20 protein-coding genes and 2 pseudogenes are annotated in these 18,709 nt (G+C 69.6%); 9 read left to right on the forward strand and 13 right to left on the reverse strand.

Annotation, left to right across the window (positions count from 1 at the left end; all coding sequences use genetic code 11):
• Window positions 1–115 precede the first annotated feature (115 nt).
• Both F3H10_RS15185 and F3H10_RS15190 read right to left on the reverse strand, forming a co-directional pair.
• Window positions 116–1,309 carry a threonine synthase gene (locus tag F3H10_RS15185; protein WP_149785617.1) on the reverse strand — a complete coding sequence of 398 codons (1,194 nt, stop codon included), beginning with the start codon at window positions 1,307–1,309 and terminating at the stop codon, window positions 116–118.
• Window positions 1,309–2,265: a succinylglutamate desuccinylase/aspartoacylase family protein gene (locus tag F3H10_RS15190; protein ID WP_149785618.1), complete on the reverse strand. Its 957-nt coding sequence runs from the start codon at window positions 2,263–2,265 to the stop codon at window positions 1,309–1,311. The genes F3H10_RS15185 and F3H10_RS15190 overlap by 1 nt, the downstream gene beginning before the upstream one ends.
• Window positions 2,266–2,468: 203 nt before the next feature.
• On the opposite strand from F3H10_RS15190, the gene F3H10_RS15195 reads away from it, so the two are divergent.
• Window positions 2,469–4,616: a caspase family protein gene (locus tag F3H10_RS15195; RefSeq protein ID WP_149785619.1), complete on the forward strand. Its 2,148-nt coding sequence runs from the start codon at window positions 2,469–2,471 to the stop codon at window positions 4,614–4,616.
• A gap of 13 nt (window positions 4,617–4,629) precedes the next feature.
• On the opposite strand, the gene F3H10_RS16470 is transcribed toward F3H10_RS15195, so the two are convergent.
• Window positions 4,630–4,761, reverse strand: a complete 132-nt coding sequence (locus F3H10_RS16470; protein WP_256412448.1) for a DUF7503 family protein — start codon at window positions 4,759–4,761, stop codon at window positions 4,630–4,632.
• A gap of 167 nt (window positions 4,762–4,928) precedes the next feature.
• On the opposite strand from F3H10_RS16470, the gene F3H10_RS15200 reads away from it, so the two are divergent.
• Window positions 4,929–5,741, forward strand: coding sequence for a helix-turn-helix transcriptional regulator (locus F3H10_RS15200; protein WP_149785620.1), 813 nt, complete (start codon window positions 4,929–4,931; stop codon window positions 5,739–5,741).
• 34 nt (window positions 5,742–5,775) lie between these two features.
• Here F3H10_RS15200 and F3H10_RS16475 read toward each other — a convergent pair whose 3' ends face one another.
• Both F3H10_RS16475 and F3H10_RS15205 read right to left on the reverse strand, forming a co-directional pair.
• The gene (locus F3H10_RS16475) at window positions 5,776–5,901 is read right to left on the reverse strand and encodes a hypothetical protein (protein ID WP_262488574.1); all 126 of its coding nucleotides are present in this window, start codon (window positions 5,899–5,901) and stop codon (window positions 5,776–5,778) included.
• A 168-nt stretch (window positions 5,902–6,069) separates the two neighbouring features.
• The gene (locus F3H10_RS15205; protein ID WP_149785621.1) at window positions 6,070–6,606 is read right to left on the reverse strand and encodes an inorganic diphosphatase; all 537 of its coding nucleotides are present in this window, start codon (window positions 6,604–6,606) and stop codon (window positions 6,070–6,072) included.
• Between the two features lie 433 nt (window positions 6,607–7,039).
• Here F3H10_RS15205 and F3H10_RS15210 point away from each other — a divergent pair, with 433 nt between their 5' ends.
• On the forward strand, window positions 7,040–7,393 hold the full coding sequence (locus tag F3H10_RS15210; protein ID WP_149785622.1) for a PadR family transcriptional regulator: 354 nt from the start codon (window positions 7,040–7,042) through the stop codon (window positions 7,391–7,393).
• 55 nt (window positions 7,394–7,448) lie between these two features.
• On the opposite strand, the gene F3H10_RS15215 is transcribed toward F3H10_RS15210, so the two are convergent.
• Together F3H10_RS15215 and rnhA are read right to left on the reverse strand one after the other, a co-directional pair.
• The gene (locus tag F3H10_RS15215) at window positions 7,449–8,144 is read right to left on the reverse strand and encodes a DUF7108 domain-containing protein (protein WP_149785623.1); all 696 of its coding nucleotides are present in this window, start codon (window positions 8,142–8,144) and stop codon (window positions 7,449–7,451) included.
• Window positions 8,131–8,727 carry a ribonuclease HI gene (rnhA, locus tag F3H10_RS15220; protein ID WP_149785624.1) on the reverse strand — a complete coding sequence of 199 codons (597 nt, stop codon included), beginning with the start codon at window positions 8,725–8,727 and terminating at the stop codon, window positions 8,131–8,133. Before rnhA ends, F3H10_RS15215 begins: the two co-directional genes overlap by 14 nt.
• A 183-nt stretch (window positions 8,728–8,910) precedes the next feature.
• Here rnhA and F3H10_RS15225 point away from each other — a divergent pair, with 183 nt between their 5' ends.
• The 3 genes from F3H10_RS15225 (at window position 8,911) to F3H10_RS15235 (ending at window position 11,971) form a co-directional block, all read left to right on the forward strand.
• Entirely contained in the window at window positions 8,911–9,912 is a 1,002-nt protein-coding gene (locus tag F3H10_RS15225; protein WP_142985279.1) for a transcription initiation factor IIB, read from the forward strand.
• 498 nt (window positions 9,913–10,410) lie between these two features.
• Window positions 10,411–11,709, forward strand: coding sequence for a DNA repair protein NreA (gene nreA, locus F3H10_RS15230; RefSeq protein WP_149785625.1), 1,299 nt, complete (start codon window positions 10,411–10,413; stop codon window positions 11,707–11,709).
• Window positions 11,710–11,758: 49 nt separating this feature from the next.
• Window positions 11,759–11,971, forward strand: coding sequence for a preprotein translocase subunit TatA (locus F3H10_RS15235; RefSeq protein ID WP_149785626.1), 213 nt, complete (start codon window positions 11,759–11,761; stop codon window positions 11,969–11,971).
• Window positions 11,972–12,049: 78 nt separating this feature from the next.
• Here the strand turns inward: F3H10_RS15235 and F3H10_RS15240 are convergent, their stop codons facing one another.
• The 3 genes from F3H10_RS15240 to F3H10_RS15250 all read right to left on the reverse strand — a co-directional run bounded on the left by F3H10_RS15240 (window position 12,050) and on the right by F3H10_RS15250 (window position 14,062).
• Window positions 12,050–12,496, reverse strand: a complete 447-nt coding sequence (locus F3H10_RS15240; RefSeq protein WP_149785627.1) for a DUF302 domain-containing protein — start codon at window positions 12,494–12,496, stop codon at window positions 12,050–12,052.
• 80 nt (window positions 12,497–12,576) lie between these two features.
• Window positions 12,577–12,882, reverse strand: a complete 306-nt coding sequence (locus F3H10_RS15245) for a DUF5789 family protein (protein ID WP_149785628.1) — start codon at window positions 12,880–12,882, stop codon at window positions 12,577–12,579.
• A gap of 70 nt (window positions 12,883–12,952) precedes the next feature.
• Window positions 12,953–14,062 (reverse strand): M24 family metallopeptidase, encoded by a 1,110-nt coding sequence (locus tag F3H10_RS15250; RefSeq protein ID WP_149785629.1) that lies wholly within the window; start codon window positions 14,060–14,062, stop codon window positions 12,953–12,955.
• A gap of 97 nt (window positions 14,063–14,159) precedes the next feature.
• On the opposite strand from F3H10_RS15250, the gene F3H10_RS15255 reads away from it, so the two are divergent.
• Both F3H10_RS15255 and F3H10_RS15260 read left to right on the forward strand, forming a co-directional pair.
• Window positions 14,160–14,354, forward strand: coding sequence for a hypothetical protein (locus tag F3H10_RS15255; RefSeq protein WP_149785630.1), 195 nt, complete (start codon window positions 14,160–14,162; stop codon window positions 14,352–14,354).
• Window positions 14,355–14,489: 135 nt separating this feature from the next.
• On the forward strand, window positions 14,490–14,720 hold the full coding sequence (locus F3H10_RS15260; RefSeq protein WP_149785631.1) for a DUF7543 family protein: 231 nt from the start codon (window positions 14,490–14,492) through the stop codon (window positions 14,718–14,720).
• 74 nt (window positions 14,721–14,794) lie between these two features.
• Here the strand turns inward: F3H10_RS15260 and F3H10_RS15265 are convergent.
• Together F3H10_RS15265 and F3H10_RS15270 are read right to left on the reverse strand one after the other, a co-directional pair.
• Window positions 14,795–15,142, reverse strand: a pseudogene (locus tag F3H10_RS15265) (VOC family protein); the annotation flags it as partial.
• Between the two features lie 85 nt (window positions 15,143–15,227).
• A complete protein-coding gene (locus F3H10_RS15270) occupies window positions 15,228–16,610 on the reverse strand; it encodes a tRNA(Ile)(2)-agmatinylcytidine synthase (protein WP_149785632.1) in 1,383 nt (460 codons plus the stop codon).
• A gap of 191 nt (window positions 16,611–16,801) precedes the next feature.
• On the opposite strand from F3H10_RS15270, the gene F3H10_RS15275 reads away from it, so the two are divergent.
• Window positions 16,802–17,773: a transcriptional regulator gene (locus tag F3H10_RS15275; protein WP_149785633.1), complete on the forward strand. Its 972-nt coding sequence runs from the start codon at window positions 16,802–16,804 to the stop codon at window positions 17,771–17,773.
• A 27-nt stretch (window positions 17,774–17,800) separates the two neighbouring features.
• Here F3H10_RS15275 and F3H10_RS16170 read toward each other — a convergent pair.
• A pseudogene (locus F3H10_RS16170) lies at window positions 17,801–18,709 on the reverse strand (hypothetical protein); the annotation flags it as partial.

Raw genomic sequence — 18,709 nt, forward strand, 5'->3', positions numbered from 1 at the left:
TCGACGGCGAGAGGGAGATCGTCGACGGCGAGAGGGAGATCGTCGACGGCGAGAGGGAGATCGTCGACGGCGAGAGGGAGATCGTCGACGGCGAGGACTCGCCGGTCCCGAGCCGTCAGCCCTTCAGCCCGCTTCCGGTCAGCGGGACGACGACGTCCTCGTCGGCGTCGACGGCCCCGCGATCGCGGAGGTCTCGGAGTGCGGCGGGAGCGACCGCGCACGTCGGTTCGGTGTAAAAGCCGGCGGCGTGGAGCCGGTCGAGTTCCGCCTCGCCGGCCGTCCCGGTGACGGCGACCGCGTCGCCGCCGGTCTCGCGGATCGCCTCGAGGATCTCCCCCCGTCGCACCGGCTCGGCGATCCGGATCCCGTCAGCCGCCTCGTTCCGCTTCCCGTCGGGGTCGGCCGCCTCGGGACCGTGAAGCTCCCGGACGATCGGCGCGGTTCCGGCCGCCTGTGCGCCGTAGAGCCGCGGGACCGAGTCTATCCAGCCGGCCTCGTGGAGCCGCTCGAACCCCCGATACGCGCCGAGAAAGAGGGTGCCGTGGCCGAGCGGGGTCACGACGGCGTCGGGTGCCTCCCAGTCGCGCTGGTGGGCGATCTCGTAGGCGACGGTGGCGGTCCCCTCGAAGAAGGCGGGGTTCCAGGCGTGGCTCGCGTACCAGGCGGAGTCGCTAGCGTCGGTTCCGTCCAACGCCGCGACGCACGCGTCGGTCACGTCCGCTCGCGAGCCCGCCACTCGAACGGGCGTCGCGCCGGCCCGCCGGATCGCCCGGAGCTTCGCCTCCTTCACGTCGGCGGGGACGTACACCTCGGCGTCGATCCCGGCGCGGGCGGCGTACGTCGCGATCGCGGCCCCGGCGTTGCCCGAGGAGTCCTCGACGACCCGTTCGACGCCCAGCTCGCGGGCGCGCGTGAGCGTCGTCGTCGCGCCGCGGTCCTTGAACGACCCGGTCGGGAAGACGTACTCGAGTTTGAACTCGGCGTTCCAGAGGTCCCCGCTCGTGCCGCCCGCGTCGTCCGCGTCGACGAGCGGCGTTCCTCCCTCGCCGAGGGTCACCCGGTCGGCCGGGTCGTCGCCGACCGCGAGGAACCCCTCGAAGGCCCACAGCCCCGATCGCGCGTCGAACGCGTCCGGGTCGGGCGGCCCGCCATCGGGAGCGGGGCGGGAGGCGAACCGGAGCGGGGAGCCGCACGTACAGCGCCAGCGGTCCGGAAACGTCGCTCCGCAGTCCGGACACGCCAGGGAGCGCGGCGTGGGGGTGGCGTCGGTCGAGTCCGGGTCGTCCGGCGGAGCGTTCGGACCCGCCATCAGTAGCGGTCGACGTTGGTGCCGACGGAGCAGACGTACTCGCCGGCGGCGACCTGCGGAAGCCGCCGGGTCCGCCAGAACACCCCGTCGGCGTCGGCGGTCACGCGCCCTTTCCGCTCGCCGAACACGTCGGTCACCTCGAAGAGCGTCTCGCCCGCGGACACGCGGTCGCCGAGTTCGGCCTCGAACCGGACGAGCCCGCCCGCCGGCGACCCGTACTGGTCGAACCCGCGGGCACGGACCTGCTTTTCCACCGCCGCGTTCCCCTCGAGGAAGCCGTAGTGGCGGAGCACGTTGAACGTCCCCTCGACGCCGTACCGGATCGACTCCTCGTCCCACCCGACGCAGCCGCCGAGCTCGGGGTCTATCGTCGGGATGCCCTGATCGGGGCCGGCCCGAGCGAGCTGGCCGTCGGGGCCCTTGATGTCGAGGACGTGCCCGCAGCCGAACACCTTCGCGAGCTCGAGACAGTCCCCGTGGAGGTGGTGTCTGATCCCACAACGGACCCGCGTCTCGTTTATCATGCGGCTCGTCGAGCCCTGGTGGAGGTCGACGATCAGGTCGGCGCGTTTCGCCTCCTCGAAGGTCGCGTGGGCGATCCGTTCGCTCGTCGTCCCCTCCTCGTCGCCGGGGTACCCGCGGTTCATCTTCCGGTCGTCGATCGGGTTCCGGTGTTCGGCCACCTGGAACGCGAAGTAGTTGACGACCCCGACGACGAGGACGGTCCCCGAGAGCTCCGTGGGGTCGACCCGGGGGACGAACCGGTTCACGACGCCCAACCCGTTGAGCTCGTCGCCGTCGCTGACCGCCTGTACGTAGAGGGTTCGCCCCTCCTCGGACCCGTTGATGACGGCGACGGGGAGCCGGACGGGGCTCCCGTCCCGCGTCTCGCCCACCTCGAGACGGCCGGTGTCCGTCTCGCCCGGGGGCGCTCGCGCCGTACCCAGCGTGATCATTACGCGGACGTGGGTCGGCGACCCCTTTATCCGTTCGGTCGGCGGCGGTTTCCGCCCGCCCGGTCGGTCGACGACGGCCGATCCGGCGACGGCGATCCGAACCGGATCGGTGGGAGCGGATCCGCGACACAAGGTTTACACACGCTTCCGCCGAACGGACCGTAACCAGCCGCGTGCCGACGGCCGACCGCGGCCCACCGCACATGAGCATCGACATCGACCCGCTGTGTGACGCCCCCGGCCTCACGGTCACGGACCACATCGAGAACACGCAGTTCGAACTCTACGCCGATCGGCCGGTCACCCCGCGGCCGTCCCCGGTCGATGACCACTACTTTCCCGTCGACGCGAGCGTGACCGTCGAGACCGGATCGATCGAGATCCCGCGGATCGCGGTGGTCGAGACCCGTTCCAGCGACGGGACGCTGCTCGCTCGCGGGGACGACCTCGCGATGCCCGACGGGGAGTACCACCTCGGCATAAACCCCGCGCCGACGAAGCTCTACACGCACTTCGAGTCCGGGTTCTCCGTCACGACGACGGACCGAACGACCCGGATCGACCTCGAGGAGGTCACCGACGTGACCCTCGGGTTCCGGTCGCTCCACCAACGGCCGGCGGGGACGATCACGACGCCGACGGACCCCGAGTCGCTGATGGACGCCGTCTCGCTTCTGGGGTCGGCGCTCCAGACGACGAGCCCGGAACGCTCGTTCCCGACGCTGCGCGGGCACCCGCCCCTCATCGAGCCGGGCGACCGGCTCCGCGTTCCGGACCGGATCGAGCGTCCCGAAAGCGGCGTGCGGATCGTGGTGCCACCCACTTACCGTGACCTCTACCCCGTCGTTCCCCTCGCGTACTACTTCGCGGCCGAGGTGGTTCCGGGCTCCGCCGCGCGGATCGAGGGCGACGGGTGGTCACACTCCCTCGAGCCGGACGTCGAGCGGCGGGCCGCCGAGGTCCTCCGGCAGTCGTTCCACTTCGACTGTATCGCCCGGACGGAGGGGTTCTACCCGGTCGACCTACACGAGCGGGAGATGACCGCGGCCGACCTCGACTGGGCCGCGCTGTACGAGGCCCCGCTCGCCGAACGGCTCGGGACGTACCTGGAGGTGCCGTTCGCCGGGATCGAACCCGAGCTTCCACAGTGGACGCTCACGACCGACGTTCGACCCGACCCCGACAACGTCGAGTCGCTCCCGTTCGTGGCCGGGGAGCTCTCCATCGTCCGGTCGCCGGAGACGGCCACCCCGGCGGAGTCCGGTCCCGGCGGCGGGGTCGGCTTCCTCCGGGCACCGGAACCGGGTCCGGGGACGCTCGTTCGCGGTGGAACGGACGCGGGGACCGCCGCCGCGGACGGGAGCGACCTGCGCGGAGCCGACGCCGGCGAGGCCGACCCGCGCGGGGCCGACGCCCCCGGCGACCGCGGAACCGCGCTCGGCTCCACCGGGTTCGTCCGACCCGAGCCGGTCGAGACCGTCGAACACGCATGGGTCGGCGACGGCGTCCCCCTCGACGCCAACAAGGCCACGCTCGACGCCTACCGGCGGCGGCTGGAGACGGGGACCGTCGAGCAGTCGCGCATCTCGGTGCTCGTCGTCTGTAACGACGAGCAGATGCGCGAGGAGGGGAAGGTCTCGGAGCTCTACGGGCTGCGCGACATGGTCCAGTTCGACATCGAGGTGCGCCACGACCTCACTCGCGCGGAGATGCGCGAGGCGCTCGCCTCGGACGTGGACTTCCTCCACTACGTCGGTCACGTCGACGACCGCGGAATGCAGTGTACCGACGACTACCTCGATCTCACGCAGGAGGACCTCCGGGTCAACGTCAGCGCGTTCCTGTTGAACGCCTGTCAGTCGTACGAGCAGGGCGAGGCGTTGATCCACCGCGGGGGCCGCGGCGGGATCGTGACGCTCAGCGACGTCGCGAACTCGCCGGCGACGAAGCTCGGTCGGATCGTCGCCCGGCTGATGAACAGCGGGTTCAACCTCCGGACCGCCCTCCACGTCGCGAAGCGGGAACTGCTCACCGGCCACCAGTACATCGTCGTCGGCGACGGGGCGACCACGATCTGTCAGAGCCGGAGCGGGATCGCGGCCGTCATCGACATCGAATCGAACGGTTCCGAGTTGGATTTCACGATGTCGGCGTATCCGAACGGACCGTACGGCGTCGGAACGATGTACAGTCCCACGATCGAGAACGTCTCAACGAACTATTCGGTTCCGACTGACGCGAAAATACACGGAATCAGTTCCGAGCAACTTACCAGTCTGCTTCAGCTCGAAACGGTTCCAGTTTTTTATGACGGTGAACTCCACTGGAGCGACGAGTTGCTCCCGCTTTGAGCCGCCTTCCGCTCTACGGGCCGGGGTTAGCCTGTGCCACGTTCGCCGCCGCGGGGGCCGCCTGCGTCAACAGCAGCATGGCGGTGAACAGGACGCCGGTCATCTTCGGGTGCTCTGCCAGGTATGCCGCAACACTTTCGGGCATATTACACCAAAATGCGCGTGAGATTAAGTTCTAGTCTTATGCGAAGTGTTATGTTTCAGATGTTTGAATCATATGATGATCGAAATAAACTCGTTCGCGACGCTCCCGCCGGTGCTCGCCCCGACGACACGGTTATCACGCGGGTGGTCGTACCTCCGTGACAGACGATGGCGTCCGACAGCGGACACGACGACGCACGGTATCTCGCCGGATCGCCGGTACGGGTCGCGATCCTCCGGGCGCTCGACCGGAAGCCGCGACGTCCGGCCTCGTTGACCGACGCGGTCGACGCGACGCGGACCACCGTCCAACGCATCCTGGCGGGGTTCCGCGAGCGACGATGGGTCGTCAAACGCGAGGGAGCCTACCACGTGACGCCGACGGGCGAGCGCGTCCACGACGCTTACGAGGGGTTGCTCTCCGAGATCGACCGCGCCGACCGCTACGGACGGTTCGCCGCCGACCTGGAGCGGGCTGGCGCGGACTTCCCCGCCGCCGGGCTCGAGACGGGCGACCTCACCGCGGCGACCGACCGCGACCCGCTGGCCGCGCTCGACCGAGTGGTGGAACTGATCCGTACGACTCGCGGGTCGGACATACGGGCCGTCTCGCCGATCGTCACGACCCAGTACAACGAGGCGGCCGGCGCCGCGATCGACGAGGGCGCGGAGATCGAGTTGATCATCGACCGGGAGGTGTTACAGACGTCGATCGCGGAGTTCGGACCCGCGACCGACCGGGCGCTGTCGGACGAACGCGCGACGGTGTACGTCTCGGCCGACCCGATCGAGTACGGGCTGTTCAGGTACGACGACGTCGCCTGCGTGGTCGCCTACGACGAGCACAACAACCCGCGTTGCGTGTTCGAGTCCACGGACGAGACGGTGGTCCGGTGGGCCGACGACCGGCTCGAGACGCTCACCGAGGGGGCCACTCTGCTCTCGGCGGTGGTCCAAGAGTCCTCGGCGACTCGGGAGTGACGGAGGTCGTCCCGCAACCGTCCGCGGCGAAGGACTATCGGTCGGCGGTTCCGCCGACGTCCGACTCGCGATCGTCCGTCCGGTCGCGCCGCTCCGGGTCGAAGTTGACCGGCACGACCGTCGGGTGATCCATGCCGAACGACGAGGTGGTGGGCGTCATGGTTCCGTCCGATACTACCGGCTCCGGCCTCTAAAAATTACCCATGCGCATAACACATCGGCGACGAGAGGGTCATACGTGCCGGTTATCTCGCCGTCGAGACGGGGTCGCTCGGACCCGCGTTCGGGCTTCGAATCCTCGGCCTTCGAACACTCAGGCCCCGAACTCTCAGGCTCCGAACTCCTCGTCGTAGAGGTCCTGGGCGTGCTCGATGGCCTCCTTCGCCGTCGCGCTGTCCTCCCAGCCCAGCGTCTCGACCTCCTTGCCCTCCTCCAGGTTCTTGTACGTCGAGAAGAACTCGTCTATCTCGTCGCGGATCTGCTGGGGGATGTCCTCGAGGTCCTCGATGTGGTCGAACCGCGGGTCCTCGGTCGGCACCGCGATCACCTTGTCGTCCTGCTCGCCGTCGTCGTCCATCTTCATCAACGCGACGGGACGGGCCTCGATCACGCAGCCGGGGAACGTCTGGTCCTCGACGAGCACCATCACGTCGAAGGGGTCCTCGTCGTCGTAGTACGACTGCGGGATGAACCCGTAGTCGTACGGGTAGTGGACGTTCGAGTGGAGCACCCGGTCGAGGACGACGCCCGGAACGTCCTTGTCGTACTCGTACTTGTTGCGTTCGCCCTTGAGACACTCCACGATCGCGTAGATCTCGTCGGGGGCGTCCGGCCCCGTCTCGAGGTCCTCCCAGAGGTTTACCATGTACCGAACACTGCGACGAACGCGTGGAAAATCCTTTCGGGACGGGACCGCGGAGTCGGCCTTCGGCACGGGATCGCGGAGTGAGTCCGTGACGGCGTCGGGCTCCTTGACGCCTCGGCTCCGGTATTCTCACGCGATTCGCACACGATCCTCCGGGACCGTTCGAGAGATGCGCTCGAGGGGAACACGGGAGGTCGTTTCCCGTTCGATCACCGTTGTGGATCCGTCACCGAAACGCCGGTTTCATCGAACGACGACCGTCTCGACCGAAGTGACGGCGACGGATCGCGGTCCGTGACGAGGATACCGGATCCCGCGGGAACGGCGGTCCGATCGACTGAAACACCCATTCGAGCGGATTCCGGTCGCTGAAAGCGCATAAATCCTATGAACGTTGAGAAAGGTTATAAGTCAGGGAACCATTCTCTCAGGCATGTCAGAGGCACGATCCGTTTCCGAGGCGTCGACGACCGCACACGACCTGACCGCGTTCCAACAGAACATCCTGACCATCCTCGCCGAGGAGCCGATGTACGGGCTCGCGGTCAAACGCGAGCTCGAGGCGTACTACGGCTCGGAAGTGAACCACGGCCGGCTCTACCCGAACCTCGACGACCTCGTCGAGGACGGCTTCATCGAGAAGAGCGAACTCGACAAGCGCACGAACCAGTACGCGCTCACCGACGCCGGCCACGACGTCGTCCTCGGCCAGCTCGAGTGGGTACTCGACCGGTTCGTCACGGACGACTCCCGTGCGGCCGAGGTACGGGCGCTCATCGAGGAGTAAGTCCCGCTCGGTGCGTGAGCCGACTCGACTCGTCTTTTCGCCCGGCGAGCCGCGGCTACGGTTCCGGCTCGTCGATCGCGGTCGCGACCCGCTCGATCGTCTCGAGCGACTCCTCGAGGACCGCCCGCTGCTCGTCGGTCGGCCAGGCGTTCCGCGGGAAGAACTCCTCGCGGAACTCCGCGCGCATCTCGGGGGTCGCGTCGTCGACCGTCCGGACGTAGTGGTTGCTCATGAACGCCGCGAAGCTCCGGGCGGTCTCGACGTGGACCTCGTCGGCCCGGTCGGCGATCGCGTCGACGACCGCGTCGTTGTAGGCGGCGACCTCGCGATAGCGGTCGGCGTCGCCGGGCCCCGAGAGCGACACCTCCACGGCCCGGTCGGTGTCCTCGATCCGGTCCAACTGGACCGTCCCCGACTCCATCCACTCCTCTGGGTACAACACGAGCGTGTCGTCCTCCTCGCGGAGCCGCGGGGTGTACTCGTGGTCGGCCGCCAGCTCGTCCCGGCGGTCGCGGTACTCCTCCACGGCCGCGGGGTCGACCGCCTCCCGCGCGAGTCGGGTGAGGCGTTCCGCCTCGTCGACGACCTCGGCAGGGACGTCCGGGACCCGGTCGGTCCCGTCGTCCTCGCCCGGTTCCCCGGGTCCGTTCTCGTCGACTTCGGTCGGTCGGCCGGCTTCCTCCTCGGCCGCCATCAGCTCCCGTGCCCGTTCTTTCGCCCACTCCGGTGGCTCGTCGTCAGTTCGCGTCATCGAGTGCCTCGTTCGCCAGATCGTCGGCGCGCGCGTTTATCTCCCGCGGAACGTGCGCGAGCGACCAGCGGTCGAACCGCTCCAACAGCTCGCGGACCCGCACGCGCCGCTCGCGAAGCTCCGGGTCGTTCGCGTTCCACTCGCCGCGCACCTGCTTCACGATCAGCTCGGAGTCGCCTCGGACGTCGATCTCGTCGAAGCCGTACTCGTCGGCCGCCTCCAGCGCGCGGATCAGCGCCGCGTACTCCGCCTGGTTGTTGGTGACGCGGCCTATCCGCTCGCCGCCCTCGGCGACGACGCCGTCGGCGGTGACGAGACACCAGCCGACCGCGCCGGGACCGGGGTTCCCCCGGGACGCGCCGTCGAAGTAGACGTGCGCGCGCCCTCCGCCCGCCGAGAGGAGGTTGCTCAGCCGGGTCGGGTCGCTCCCCTGGACGACCACCTTGTCCTCGTAGGCGACGGCGACCGCACCCTCCCGCTCGGCGCGCCACCGCTCGTGGGGGGTGTTCCCGTCCGCTATCCGGACGCCGGCGTCCTCCAAGCGGGCCCGCGCGTCGGCCGGATCGCAGTCGATCGTCGGCATTCCTCGGGGGTCGGTGCCGGCGGCCCAAAGCGTTGTCCGTCCGCGAGTCCGAACGCCATCGCGCGGGTCCGCCACGCCGCCACGCGCCCTCGCGTCCCCGCCGTCCCGTACCTCCGTGCCGTCTCCCGGATCCGATCGCTCACGAACTTTTAAGTCAATCGGACAGCTTAGTATATAAATGCGATGACACGGCCAACCCGGCAACGGGATCACGACCGGCAGCGCGTGCGGGACGAGGACGCGGAGGGATCGGAAACCGACGAGGTGGACATCGAGGAGGTCGATCCCGACGAGCTGGACCCCGACGACCTCGACCCGGCGGAGCTCACCCGGACGGCCGACGGCGAACTGATACACGAGGAGACCGGGATCATCGTCGAGGAGGAGCAGATCGACCCCGGCCCGGAGTGGCGGGCGTTCAACCACTCCGAGCGGCAGTCGAAGTCCCGCGTCGGCGCGCCGACGACGAAGACGATGCACGACAAGGGGCTGACGACCACGATCGACTGGAAGGACAAGGACGCGTACGGGCGCTCCATCTCCTCGAAGAAGCGCTCGCAGATGCACCGGCTGCGCAAGTGGCAGGAGCGGATCCGGACGAAGGACGCGGGCGAGCGGAACCTCCAGTTCGCCCTCTCGGAGATCGATCGGATGGCGAGCGCCCTCGGGGTTCCCCGATCGGTTCGAGAGGTCGCCTCCGTCATCTACCGACGCGCGCTCAACGAGGACCTCATCCGCGGGCGCTCCATCGAGGGCGTCTCCACCGCCGCGCTGTACGCCGCCTGTCGAAAGGAGGGGATCCCCCGCTCGCTCGAGGAGATCTCCGACGTCTCGCGGGTCGACCGCAAGGAGATCGGCCGGACGTACCGCTACATCTCCCAGGAGCTCGGCCTGGAGATGCGCCCGGTCGACCCCCAGAAGTACGTCCCGCGGTTCTCCTCCGAGCTCGGCCTCAGCGAGGAGGTCCAGTCGAAGGCCAACGAGATCATCGAGACGACCGCCGAACAGGGCCTGTTGTCGGGGAAGTCCCCGACCGGGTACGCCGCGGCGGCGATCTACGCCGCCTCGCTTCTCTGTAACGAGAAGAAGACCCAGCGCGAGGTCGCCGACGTCGCCCAGGTCACCGAGGTCACCATCCGCAACCGCTATCAGGAGCAGATCGAGGCGATGGGCATTCACGCCTAGATCGGCTACTGGCAGCGCGCAGCCGTCTTCATTGCTTCGTTGTCGTTGCTTTCGCGGAGAACGCCTCCAGAGATCCAGCCGCTCGGCTATCCGTTGTTGCTCCCGCGGAGAACACCTCCAAAGCCCCAGCCGCGAGGAGGCCGTACGCTCGCTGTGCTCCTCACTCGGTCGCTCGTTTCACTCGCTCCCTCGTTGCGGTCCTTGCGTCGGCCGCCGTCGTCCTCGCGGTTGCCCCTTTGAGTCCCACCCTGACCGCACAGCCCCGTACCTCACGCCTCCCCAGCCTCGTCGGTCGCCTCCGGCGACCGACTCCCTCGCGGGCCGGTCGCGGGCCGTCGGCCCGCTCCCGGACGCAGGGCGAGAGCGAACCTCTCGCTTGAAGCCGGCGCAAAGCGCCGGCGACACCACCGCACGGCGAAGTCGAGACGTCTCTCACGTCGGATCCGCGAGCCGCGACCGAAGCAACGTTCAAGCCCGCGCGCCGTCAAGGTCGGACGAATGCGGCTCGACGAGTACCTCGAGTTCGAGACGAACGAGCGCGCCGAGCGCCGGCGGCTCGCTCGCGAGAAGGACTACGGGATCCTGGATCATCTCGACTCCTTCGAGCGCCGGTTCGAGGCGGAGGTCTCCGACGACGCGGTCGTCGGCAGCGTCTCGCCGTCGATCTTCGTCGGCCGCTCCGACTACCCGAACGTCTCGACCGGACTGCTCTCGCCGGTCGGCCGCGAGGAGCGCGCCGCCAGTTTCCGGACCTCCGGCGCGTGGTACGACGAGGGCGTGTCGATCGCGGACGTCTTCGAGCGCCGGACCAGCCTGTTGAACGCCAACCGCGGCGTCGACGTGAACGACGCCGGGATCGGGGGAGAGCCGGGCGTCCACGACGCGTGGGACGGCTGGCTCGGCGTCCAACGCGAGGTCGCGATCGCGGACCGCCCGGTCGACGTCGAGATCGGCCTCGACGGCACTCCCGACCTCGACTTCGAGGTCGGCGTCGAGGACGTGAAGACGCCGACCGGCCCGCGGGCGGCGGCGCGGGACGCGTCGCTCGGGGAGAACCCGCACGTCCCGCGGCCGGTCAAGAAGACGCTGGAGGACGACGACTGGCGCGCCGAGGGCGCGATGACCTACCTCTACCGCCGCGGGTTCGACGTGTACGCGATCAACACGATCCTCTCCGCGGGCGCGCTCGGGCGCGGGGAGGACCGACGGCTCGTGCCGACCCGCTGGTCGATCACCGCCGTCGACGACACCGTCGGAACGTACCTCCGCGGATCGATCCGCGATGCCCCCTCGATCGACCGGATCGAGGTCCACCGCAACGAGTACCTCGGAAACGCGTTCTGGGTCGTCCTCGTGCCCGGGAACTGGGAGTACGAGCTGGTCGAACTGAAGGCGCCCGGCTCGATCTGGAACCCCGACCCCGACGCCGGCGTCTACCTCGCGGCCGCGAGCGAGGGCCGCGAGGGACGGACGGGCTACGTCGAGGAGACCGCGGGCGCGTACTACGCCGCCCGTCTCGGCGTCTTAGAACACCTCCACGAGCGCGGGCGGCAGGCGAAGGTCCTCGTCTGCCGGCACGTCTCGGACGACTACTGGGGACCGGTCGGCGTCTGGCAGGTGCGCGAGGCCGTCCGGAACGCGTTCGCCGGCGAACACGGGACCGCGGAGACGTTCGGCGAGGCGGTCCGCGGCGTCACGGAGCACCTGCCGATCTCGCTCGGTCGCCTCCGGCGGAAGTCGACGATGGCGGCCGGGCTCCAGGCGAACCTCGCGGACTTCGCCGGCCGCGACGAGTAGAGCGTTCCCGGCCCGAGGACTTTTGTTCCGTCCCGACGAGGAGGTCGGCATGCTCTCAGCCCTCCCCGCACAGTTCGGCGTTCCGGGCGGTCCGGAGCTCGTGATCCTCGCGTTGGTGCTGTTGCTGCTCGCCGCGCCCGTCGCGATCGGCGTGGCGGTCGTGTTCCTCCTGTTCCGTCGACGGGGAGCGCTCGAGGACCGGGTCGAACAGCTGGAATCCGAGGTCGACCGGCTCCGCGAGCGCGTCGAGAACGGCAAGTGAGCCGCCGAGTAGTCGGACGACGGGTGAGCCGTCAGGAGGTCGGACGGAAAGACGGTCGCCGGAAGTGTCGGAGGCCGCTCAGTCCTCGAGGCGGTCGAAGACCTCCTCGACCATCTCGCCCGTGTCGGCGACGATCGCGTCCATCTCCTCGTCGTCGCTCGGCAGGCCGAGCAGCCGCGCGATCTTCATGATCGAGACGTGGTGGACGACCTGCGTGCCGGGTTCGACCTGCTCGATGACCATGTTACACGGGAACAGCGAGCCGATCCGACCGTCGGTGGCGTCGAGCGCGCGGTCGGCCACGGCGGGGTTACACGCGCCGAGGACGTAGTAGGGGTCGCGGCCGGCGTCGACCTTCTCGTTCAGCATCTCCGAGGGGGAGAACTCGACCGGGAAGCCGAATCCCACGTCCGAACAGACCTCGCGGACGTGCTCGATGGCCGCCTCGTGGTCCATCTCGAGGGTCGCGCGTTTCTCGCCGAAGTCGTCGCCGTCCAGGTCGTCCGGATCGAACGGGAGCGTCATGGGTATCCATGGGGCCGGTACGGACAAAAGGGTGTGCGTGTCGGCCAGCCCTCACGCGGCCGATCCGTTCTCCGAACCGGTCACTCCGTGGCGACCGGGCCGCTCCCGACCACGTCCTCGACCGCCTCGCGGAACTCGCCGCGGCTCTCGAAGAGGGGGACCTCGGACTCCTCGAGAACGGCGTCCAGACTCGTCGGTCCGTCGGGGGTCCGCACGGTGGCGTCGCCCTCCTGGGCGCGCACGTCGCTTCGAGTCGCGGGCCACGTGAGCCGCGAGGCGACGCGGGCGACCGGCTCGCCCGCGACGTCGGGGCCGTCGCCGAGTTCGACTGCGGGCTCGGCGTCCTCTTCGGCCTCCGCGTCGGCCTCCTCGTCGGTGTCGCTCATGGCTCGGGGTTCCGGTCGGTCGATGGTAACGGTTTCGGTACGGGCCGTTTCGGTACGGCCGTCCCCCTCCTCACCGCCACCCGCGGTCGGTCGCGTTCAGCCGCTCCGCGCCGTCGTCCGTGACGACGACGAGGTCCTCGATCCGGCAGCCGAACCGCCCCTCGAGGTATATCCCCGGCTCGACGGAGAAGACCATCCCGGCCTCCAACTCGCGGTCGTTTCCCGCCACGATGTACGGCTCCTCGTGGACGTCGAGGCCGACCCCGTGGCCGGTCCGGTGGACGAACGCGTCGCCGTATCCCGCCGCCTCGATGGCTTCTCGAGCGGCCCGGTCGACGGCGGCCGCGGTGACGCCCGGCTCGACCGCGTCGACGGCGGCCGCCTGTGCCTCGCGAACGACCGCATGGACCGCCTCGTACTCCGCCGGCGGCTCGCCCGCGAACACGAGGGTCCGCGTCTGGTCGGACGGATAGCCGTCGACCCGCGTCCCGAAGTCGAGCACGACGGGGTCGCCGGCGCGGATCTCCCGGTCCCCGTGTCCGTGATGCGGTTTCGCCCCGTTCTCGCCCGCGCCCACGATCGTCTCGAAGGAGATCCCCTCGCCGCCGTGGGCCGCCAGCCGGTCGGCGATCCGTCCGGCGAGGTCGCGTTCGGTCATGCCGACCGCGTCGGAGCCGAGCTCTCGGAGGTCCTCGACGGTCGCGTCCGCGGCCGCGGCCGCCGCCCGCAACGCGGCCAGTTCCGTCCCGTCCTTGCGGACCCGGAGGTCGGCGAGCGCCTCGCTCGCGAGCCCCCACTCCGCGCCCGGCGCGACCGACCGGAGGTCTCGGGTGAACCGCGCCCACATCGTGTCGTCGACGAGGAGCCGTCCGTCACGGAGGTCGTGCGCCTCGAGGAGGTCGCCGACCGCGGCCTGCGGGTCGTCGCCGTCGGCCCAGGTCCGTACGTCGGCGACGCCCGTTCCCTCGCGGAGTTGTGTCCCGTACAGCTCCGGCACGAGGAGCGTCGGGTCGCCCTCGGCGGGAACGACGAACAGGAAGTGGCGTTCGCCCGGCTCGGCCTCGAACCCGGTGAGGTATCGGAGGTTCCGGCTCGGAAAACAGATCAGGGCGTCGGCCCCGATCGCCCGGAGCCGTTCTCCGGCCCGCTCACGACGGGTCGCGTACGCGTCGTCGGTCATACACGCACTCGGACCGTCGAGGGTATATAAATCAGGGAGTGATTACCGCCCCATCAAGCGGGTCGTAACTATAGGGACGTTCCCCGTCGGATGGGGCATGGCGACCGATCACTCCACGGCGTTCGACTTCGGCGACGGGACCGAGCCCTCCACGTTCCGCTGTCCCGACTGTGCGGCCACCGCGCCGTCGACGTCGGTGTCCTACGACGCCCTCGGGTACGCGGTGTGTCCCGCCTGTTCGTACACCGCTGGACCCGGAACGGACGAGGCACGGACAACGGGCGACGCCTAGATCCGTCACCTTCCGCGCCCGACTCCGCCACGGTTCGCGCCGGGATCCGTGACGGTCCACGGGAGATCTCGCGGCACTGTGAGAGGCGTGTGGAAGACCGTCGCGCTTTAGCCGTACTCGACCCTGTCTCCCGACATGGGCTGGTCTCTGAAGCGGGAGGACGCGACGGTCACGGAGTGGGAGCGCTCTGACGGGTACGCCACGGTTCGGCTCCGCGAGCGGGGCGACGGCCGGTTCGTCATGCGTCTCGACGTGATGGAACAGGCCGACGACGACCGCGCGTACGACCGCGTGGTCTTCGACGAGCGCGACGCGGCCGAGGATCGGGCCGCCGCGTGGCGCGAGGAACACGACCTCGAGGACTAGTCTCCGCGTTCGGACGGTTCCACGTCGTCGTCGGACGGTTCCACGTCGTCGTCGGGCAGTTCCACGTCGCCCGGCATCTCCACGTCGTCGTCGAGGAACGCCTGACACTCGACGGTCCGCCCGTCGGGGTCCCTAGCGAAGAACTGGTAGATGTCGTAGGTCTCGTTCTCGTGTGGTTCCTCCTCCACGGCGTCGCCGAGTCGGTCGTGGGCGTCGTCGACGCCCTCGCTGTCCGGATACACGACGGTCACGATCCCGCAGTCGTCGGTCCGGTCCCGGTCGCAGAACCCGACGAGGAGGTTCCCGTGGCGGAGTATCGTACAGTCGGGCTGTTCGAGCCAGCGGTCCATCCCCAGTCGCTCGCGATAGAAGTCGACGACCGTGTCGTGGTTCTCCGTCGCGTAGAAGACGATCCCTGCCATCGTCCGGGCGGACGTGACGATCCGTGTTAACTGCTCGGCTGGCGCGGGTGTCGGCCGCGACGGACCGTTCCGTCGAGGCCCCCCGCTACCGCTCCGGATAGGTCGGCGCGTCGAACCCGCCCCGCACGAGCGGCTTCGCGACGTGTCTGCGCGCGCTCGGCGGGACCTCGTACCACCCCGGCTCGAGCTCCCGGTCGATCGCCACCTCGACCTTCCCCGGCGCGGCGGTGTCACAGTCACGACAGCGATACCCCTGGTTTCGCCCGGCCGATGACATCGTCCGCCCGCACTCCGGACAGGTCGGCGTCGCCGGCTCCGTCCGGACGAGGTCGCGGACCGCGAACTTCTCGAGTTTCAGGGTTCCAGTCGGCCCCGGTTCGCCCTCGCGGACCTCGTGTTCGCCGCAGAGCGTCACGCGGTCGCCCGGACGGAGCGCGCGCACGCGATCACGGAAGCGCCCGGTCGGCGCGAACGCGACCGCCCGAAGTTCCGGACCGGAATCGAGGCCGGCGGCGACTTCGACGTGGACGTGTCCCCCCCGTTTCGTCTCCGGGTCGTCCGCGACGACGGCGGTCACGCGATAGCCCGCGCCGTCGCGCAGGTCGCCGAGGGTCCCGTCCGCGAGATGGGCGTCCGTGCCCTGGTTCGTCAGGAACGTCGCGGCGCGCTCGACCGGTTCGCTCGCGATCGCGTCGGCGACCCGACGACACGCGCCCGGGTCGTCCCCGCGGATCCCGTGGAGGATCGGCCCCGGCGCGTTCGGGACGCAGACGACCTCGCCGGTCCCGCGGTCGACGGTGTCCCACACGGTCGGGTATCCCTCGGCGGCGGCGGCGAAGACGCTCTCGGCGTCGACCTCGCGGGGAGTCCCACACCGGTCGAGCTCGCGGTAGGAGATCCGCTCGAACGTCCACTCGTCGTGGGCGGCGGGCGCGCCGACCGCGGCGAGCGCGCCGATCCGCCCGCGACCCGGCGTCTCGTCCCCGTCCGCGCCGCCGGTACCGAACCCGGCGTGGCGGAAGCCGTGTCGGTCCGCGATCTCCAGGGCCTCGGCGAGTTCCAGTCGCTCCCGGAGCGCCCGGCGGGCGAAGGACGCGACGTCGGCGGGGATCCGCCCAGCGAGGCCACCCGCGCCGTCGACGAACGAGTCGGCGTCGTCGCCGCCGTCGAGGGCGGCGTCGGCCGCCACGACGCCCGGCGAGGTCCGCGGGTCCTCGGCGGCCGCGAACTCCCGAACCGTCTCCCCGGCGATCTCGAACGCCTCGTCGGCGGCGAGGTCGCCGACGTGAAGCGCGACCGCGGCGTTCCCCCGCGTCTTGTGTTTCACCGCGGGGTTGAGCCGCACGAGCAGCCGCCGCGACACGTGCCCGCCGGCCGCCTCGAGCCGCTCTCCGAGCCGGACCCCGACGTACGTCGTACACATGCCGCGGTCCCGGGAGTCGGTGTCGTCGACGGCGACGATCGGCATGGTCGGGGTTTCGCGTCGGCGGACAAGCCGGTTTCGACCCGGTTTCGACGGCGCGGTCACGAGGCCGGGGTCGGCGTGAACTCGTATATAATCGTGTCGTCCATCGTGCTCGAGAAAAACGCAAGGTGGCACGGGTATCGGCGGAGATCGTCGACACAACGTATATATGCGCCGAGCCGCTTATCTCGGGTATGTCCCGGACTGCGCTGATCGAGAACGTCACCGCGATGCTGGAGGACGCGGGGTTCCTCGTCAGCGACCGGTGTGCGGTCCGGCCCAAGAGCTTCGACGTGGCCGTCCGGCGCGACGAGGACCTGCTGCTCCTCAAGATACTCGGCAACGTCGACGCGCTCGACGCGGCGACCGGCGCGGAGATGCGCCGGCTCGGCGAGTACCTGGAGGCGACCCCGATGGTGATCGGGATCCGGACCCGCGACGAGGAACTGAAGCCGGGCGTCGTCTACTTCAGACACGGCGTGCCGGTGGTCAACCCTGACACCGCCTACGAGCTGTTCATCGAGGGGATGCCGCCGCTCATCTACGCGGCCCCCGGCGGCCTCTACGTCAGTCTCGACGGCGACCTACTGGCGGACGAGCGCGAGGAGCGCGGCTGGTCGCTCGGCCGGCTCGCGACCGAGCTCGGCGTCTCCCGACGAACCGTCTCGAAGTACGAGGACGGGATGAACGCCTCCATCGAGGTCGCGATCCAGCTGGAGGAGCTGTTCGACGAGCCGTTCTCCAGCCCGGTGGACGTACTGGAGGGGGCCGACGACGTCCGCGACGCGGACCCGACCCCCTCCGCGCCCGACGCCGACCCCGACGACGAACACGTCGTCCACGTGCTCACGAGCGCGGGCTTCACCGTTCACCCGACCGCGCGCGCGCCGTTCAAGGCCGTCTCGGAGGACGAGGACGACCCCGTGACGCGGCTGCTCACCGGGCACTCGACGTTCACCCCGGCCGCGAAGAAGCGCGCGCGGATCATGTCCTCCATCGGCGAGGTGGCACACACCCGCTCCGTGTACTTCACCGAGGAATCGGAGGACAGGGAGTCCGTCGACGGCACCGCCATCGTCTCCTGTGAGGAGATCGAGGGCGTCAGCGACCCCGAGACGATCCGCGAGCTGATCCGCGACCGCGCGGAAGCGCCGTCGGAAGCATAACCGGGGACGGAGGTCCCGGCCCGGGAGTCACCGCCCGAGCAGTCGACCGAAGAACCCGCTACTCTCGTCCTCGTCGTCCGTGTCGTCCTCCGTCTCCGCTTCGCCGGTACCGTCGTCGTTCGAGTCTCGGTCCTCGTTCGAGTCTCGGCCGTCGTCCGAGTCGCGACCGTCGTCTCCCGCTCCGGTGAGCGCGGTCTCCATCGTCCCGGTGTCGTCGTCGCGGAAGGGGACGCTGCCGGCGAGGTCGTCCTCGTCGAAGTCGTCGGAATCGTCGTCTTCCGCGTCGTCGTCGGCCGGCTCCGCCTCCTCGATGAGTTCGTTCGATCCCTCGTCCTCGGCGACCTCCCGGGTCTCGTCGGCGTCGCGCTTCCCGGCGTCGTCGGGTATGAGGTCCGCGTCGCTCGTGTCATCCGCGTCGTCCGCGTCGCTCGCGTCATCCACGTCGCTCCCGGCGTCCTCGGCGTCCTCGACGAGCGTCTCCGACTCCGCGACGATGATGTCGTCGTCCGCGTCGTCGTCGCCATCGGTGTCTTCATCGATCCCCCGTTCGACCTCCGCATCCGATCTCCCACCCGAATCCGCTTCCGACTCCGTTTTCGCGTCCGCTTCCGATTCCGCTTCGGTTTCGGGTGCTGCTTCGGTTTCGGTGTCCGCTTCGGTTTCGGGTGCTGCTTCGGTTTCGGTGTCCGCTTCGGTTTCGGGTGCTGCTTCGGTTTCGGAGTCCGCTTCGGTTTCCGATTCCGCTCGCCCCTCCGGCTCCGCGACGTCGACGCCGGCCAGCGTCCGGACCAGTTCGCGGTACGCGCAGCTCGCCGGTGCGTTCGGATCGAACGTCGTCAGCGGCTCTCCGGCCGTGCTCGCTCGGGCGACCGCCGGGTCCTCGGGGATCCGTGCGAGCACCTCCGTCGCGAGGATCTCGTCGACGATGTCGACGGC

This window comes from Halorubrum aquaticum, from assembly GCF_900113615.1.
GTDB lineage: Archaea > Halobacteriota > Halobacteria > Halobacteriales > Haloferacaceae > Halorubrum > Halorubrum aquaticum.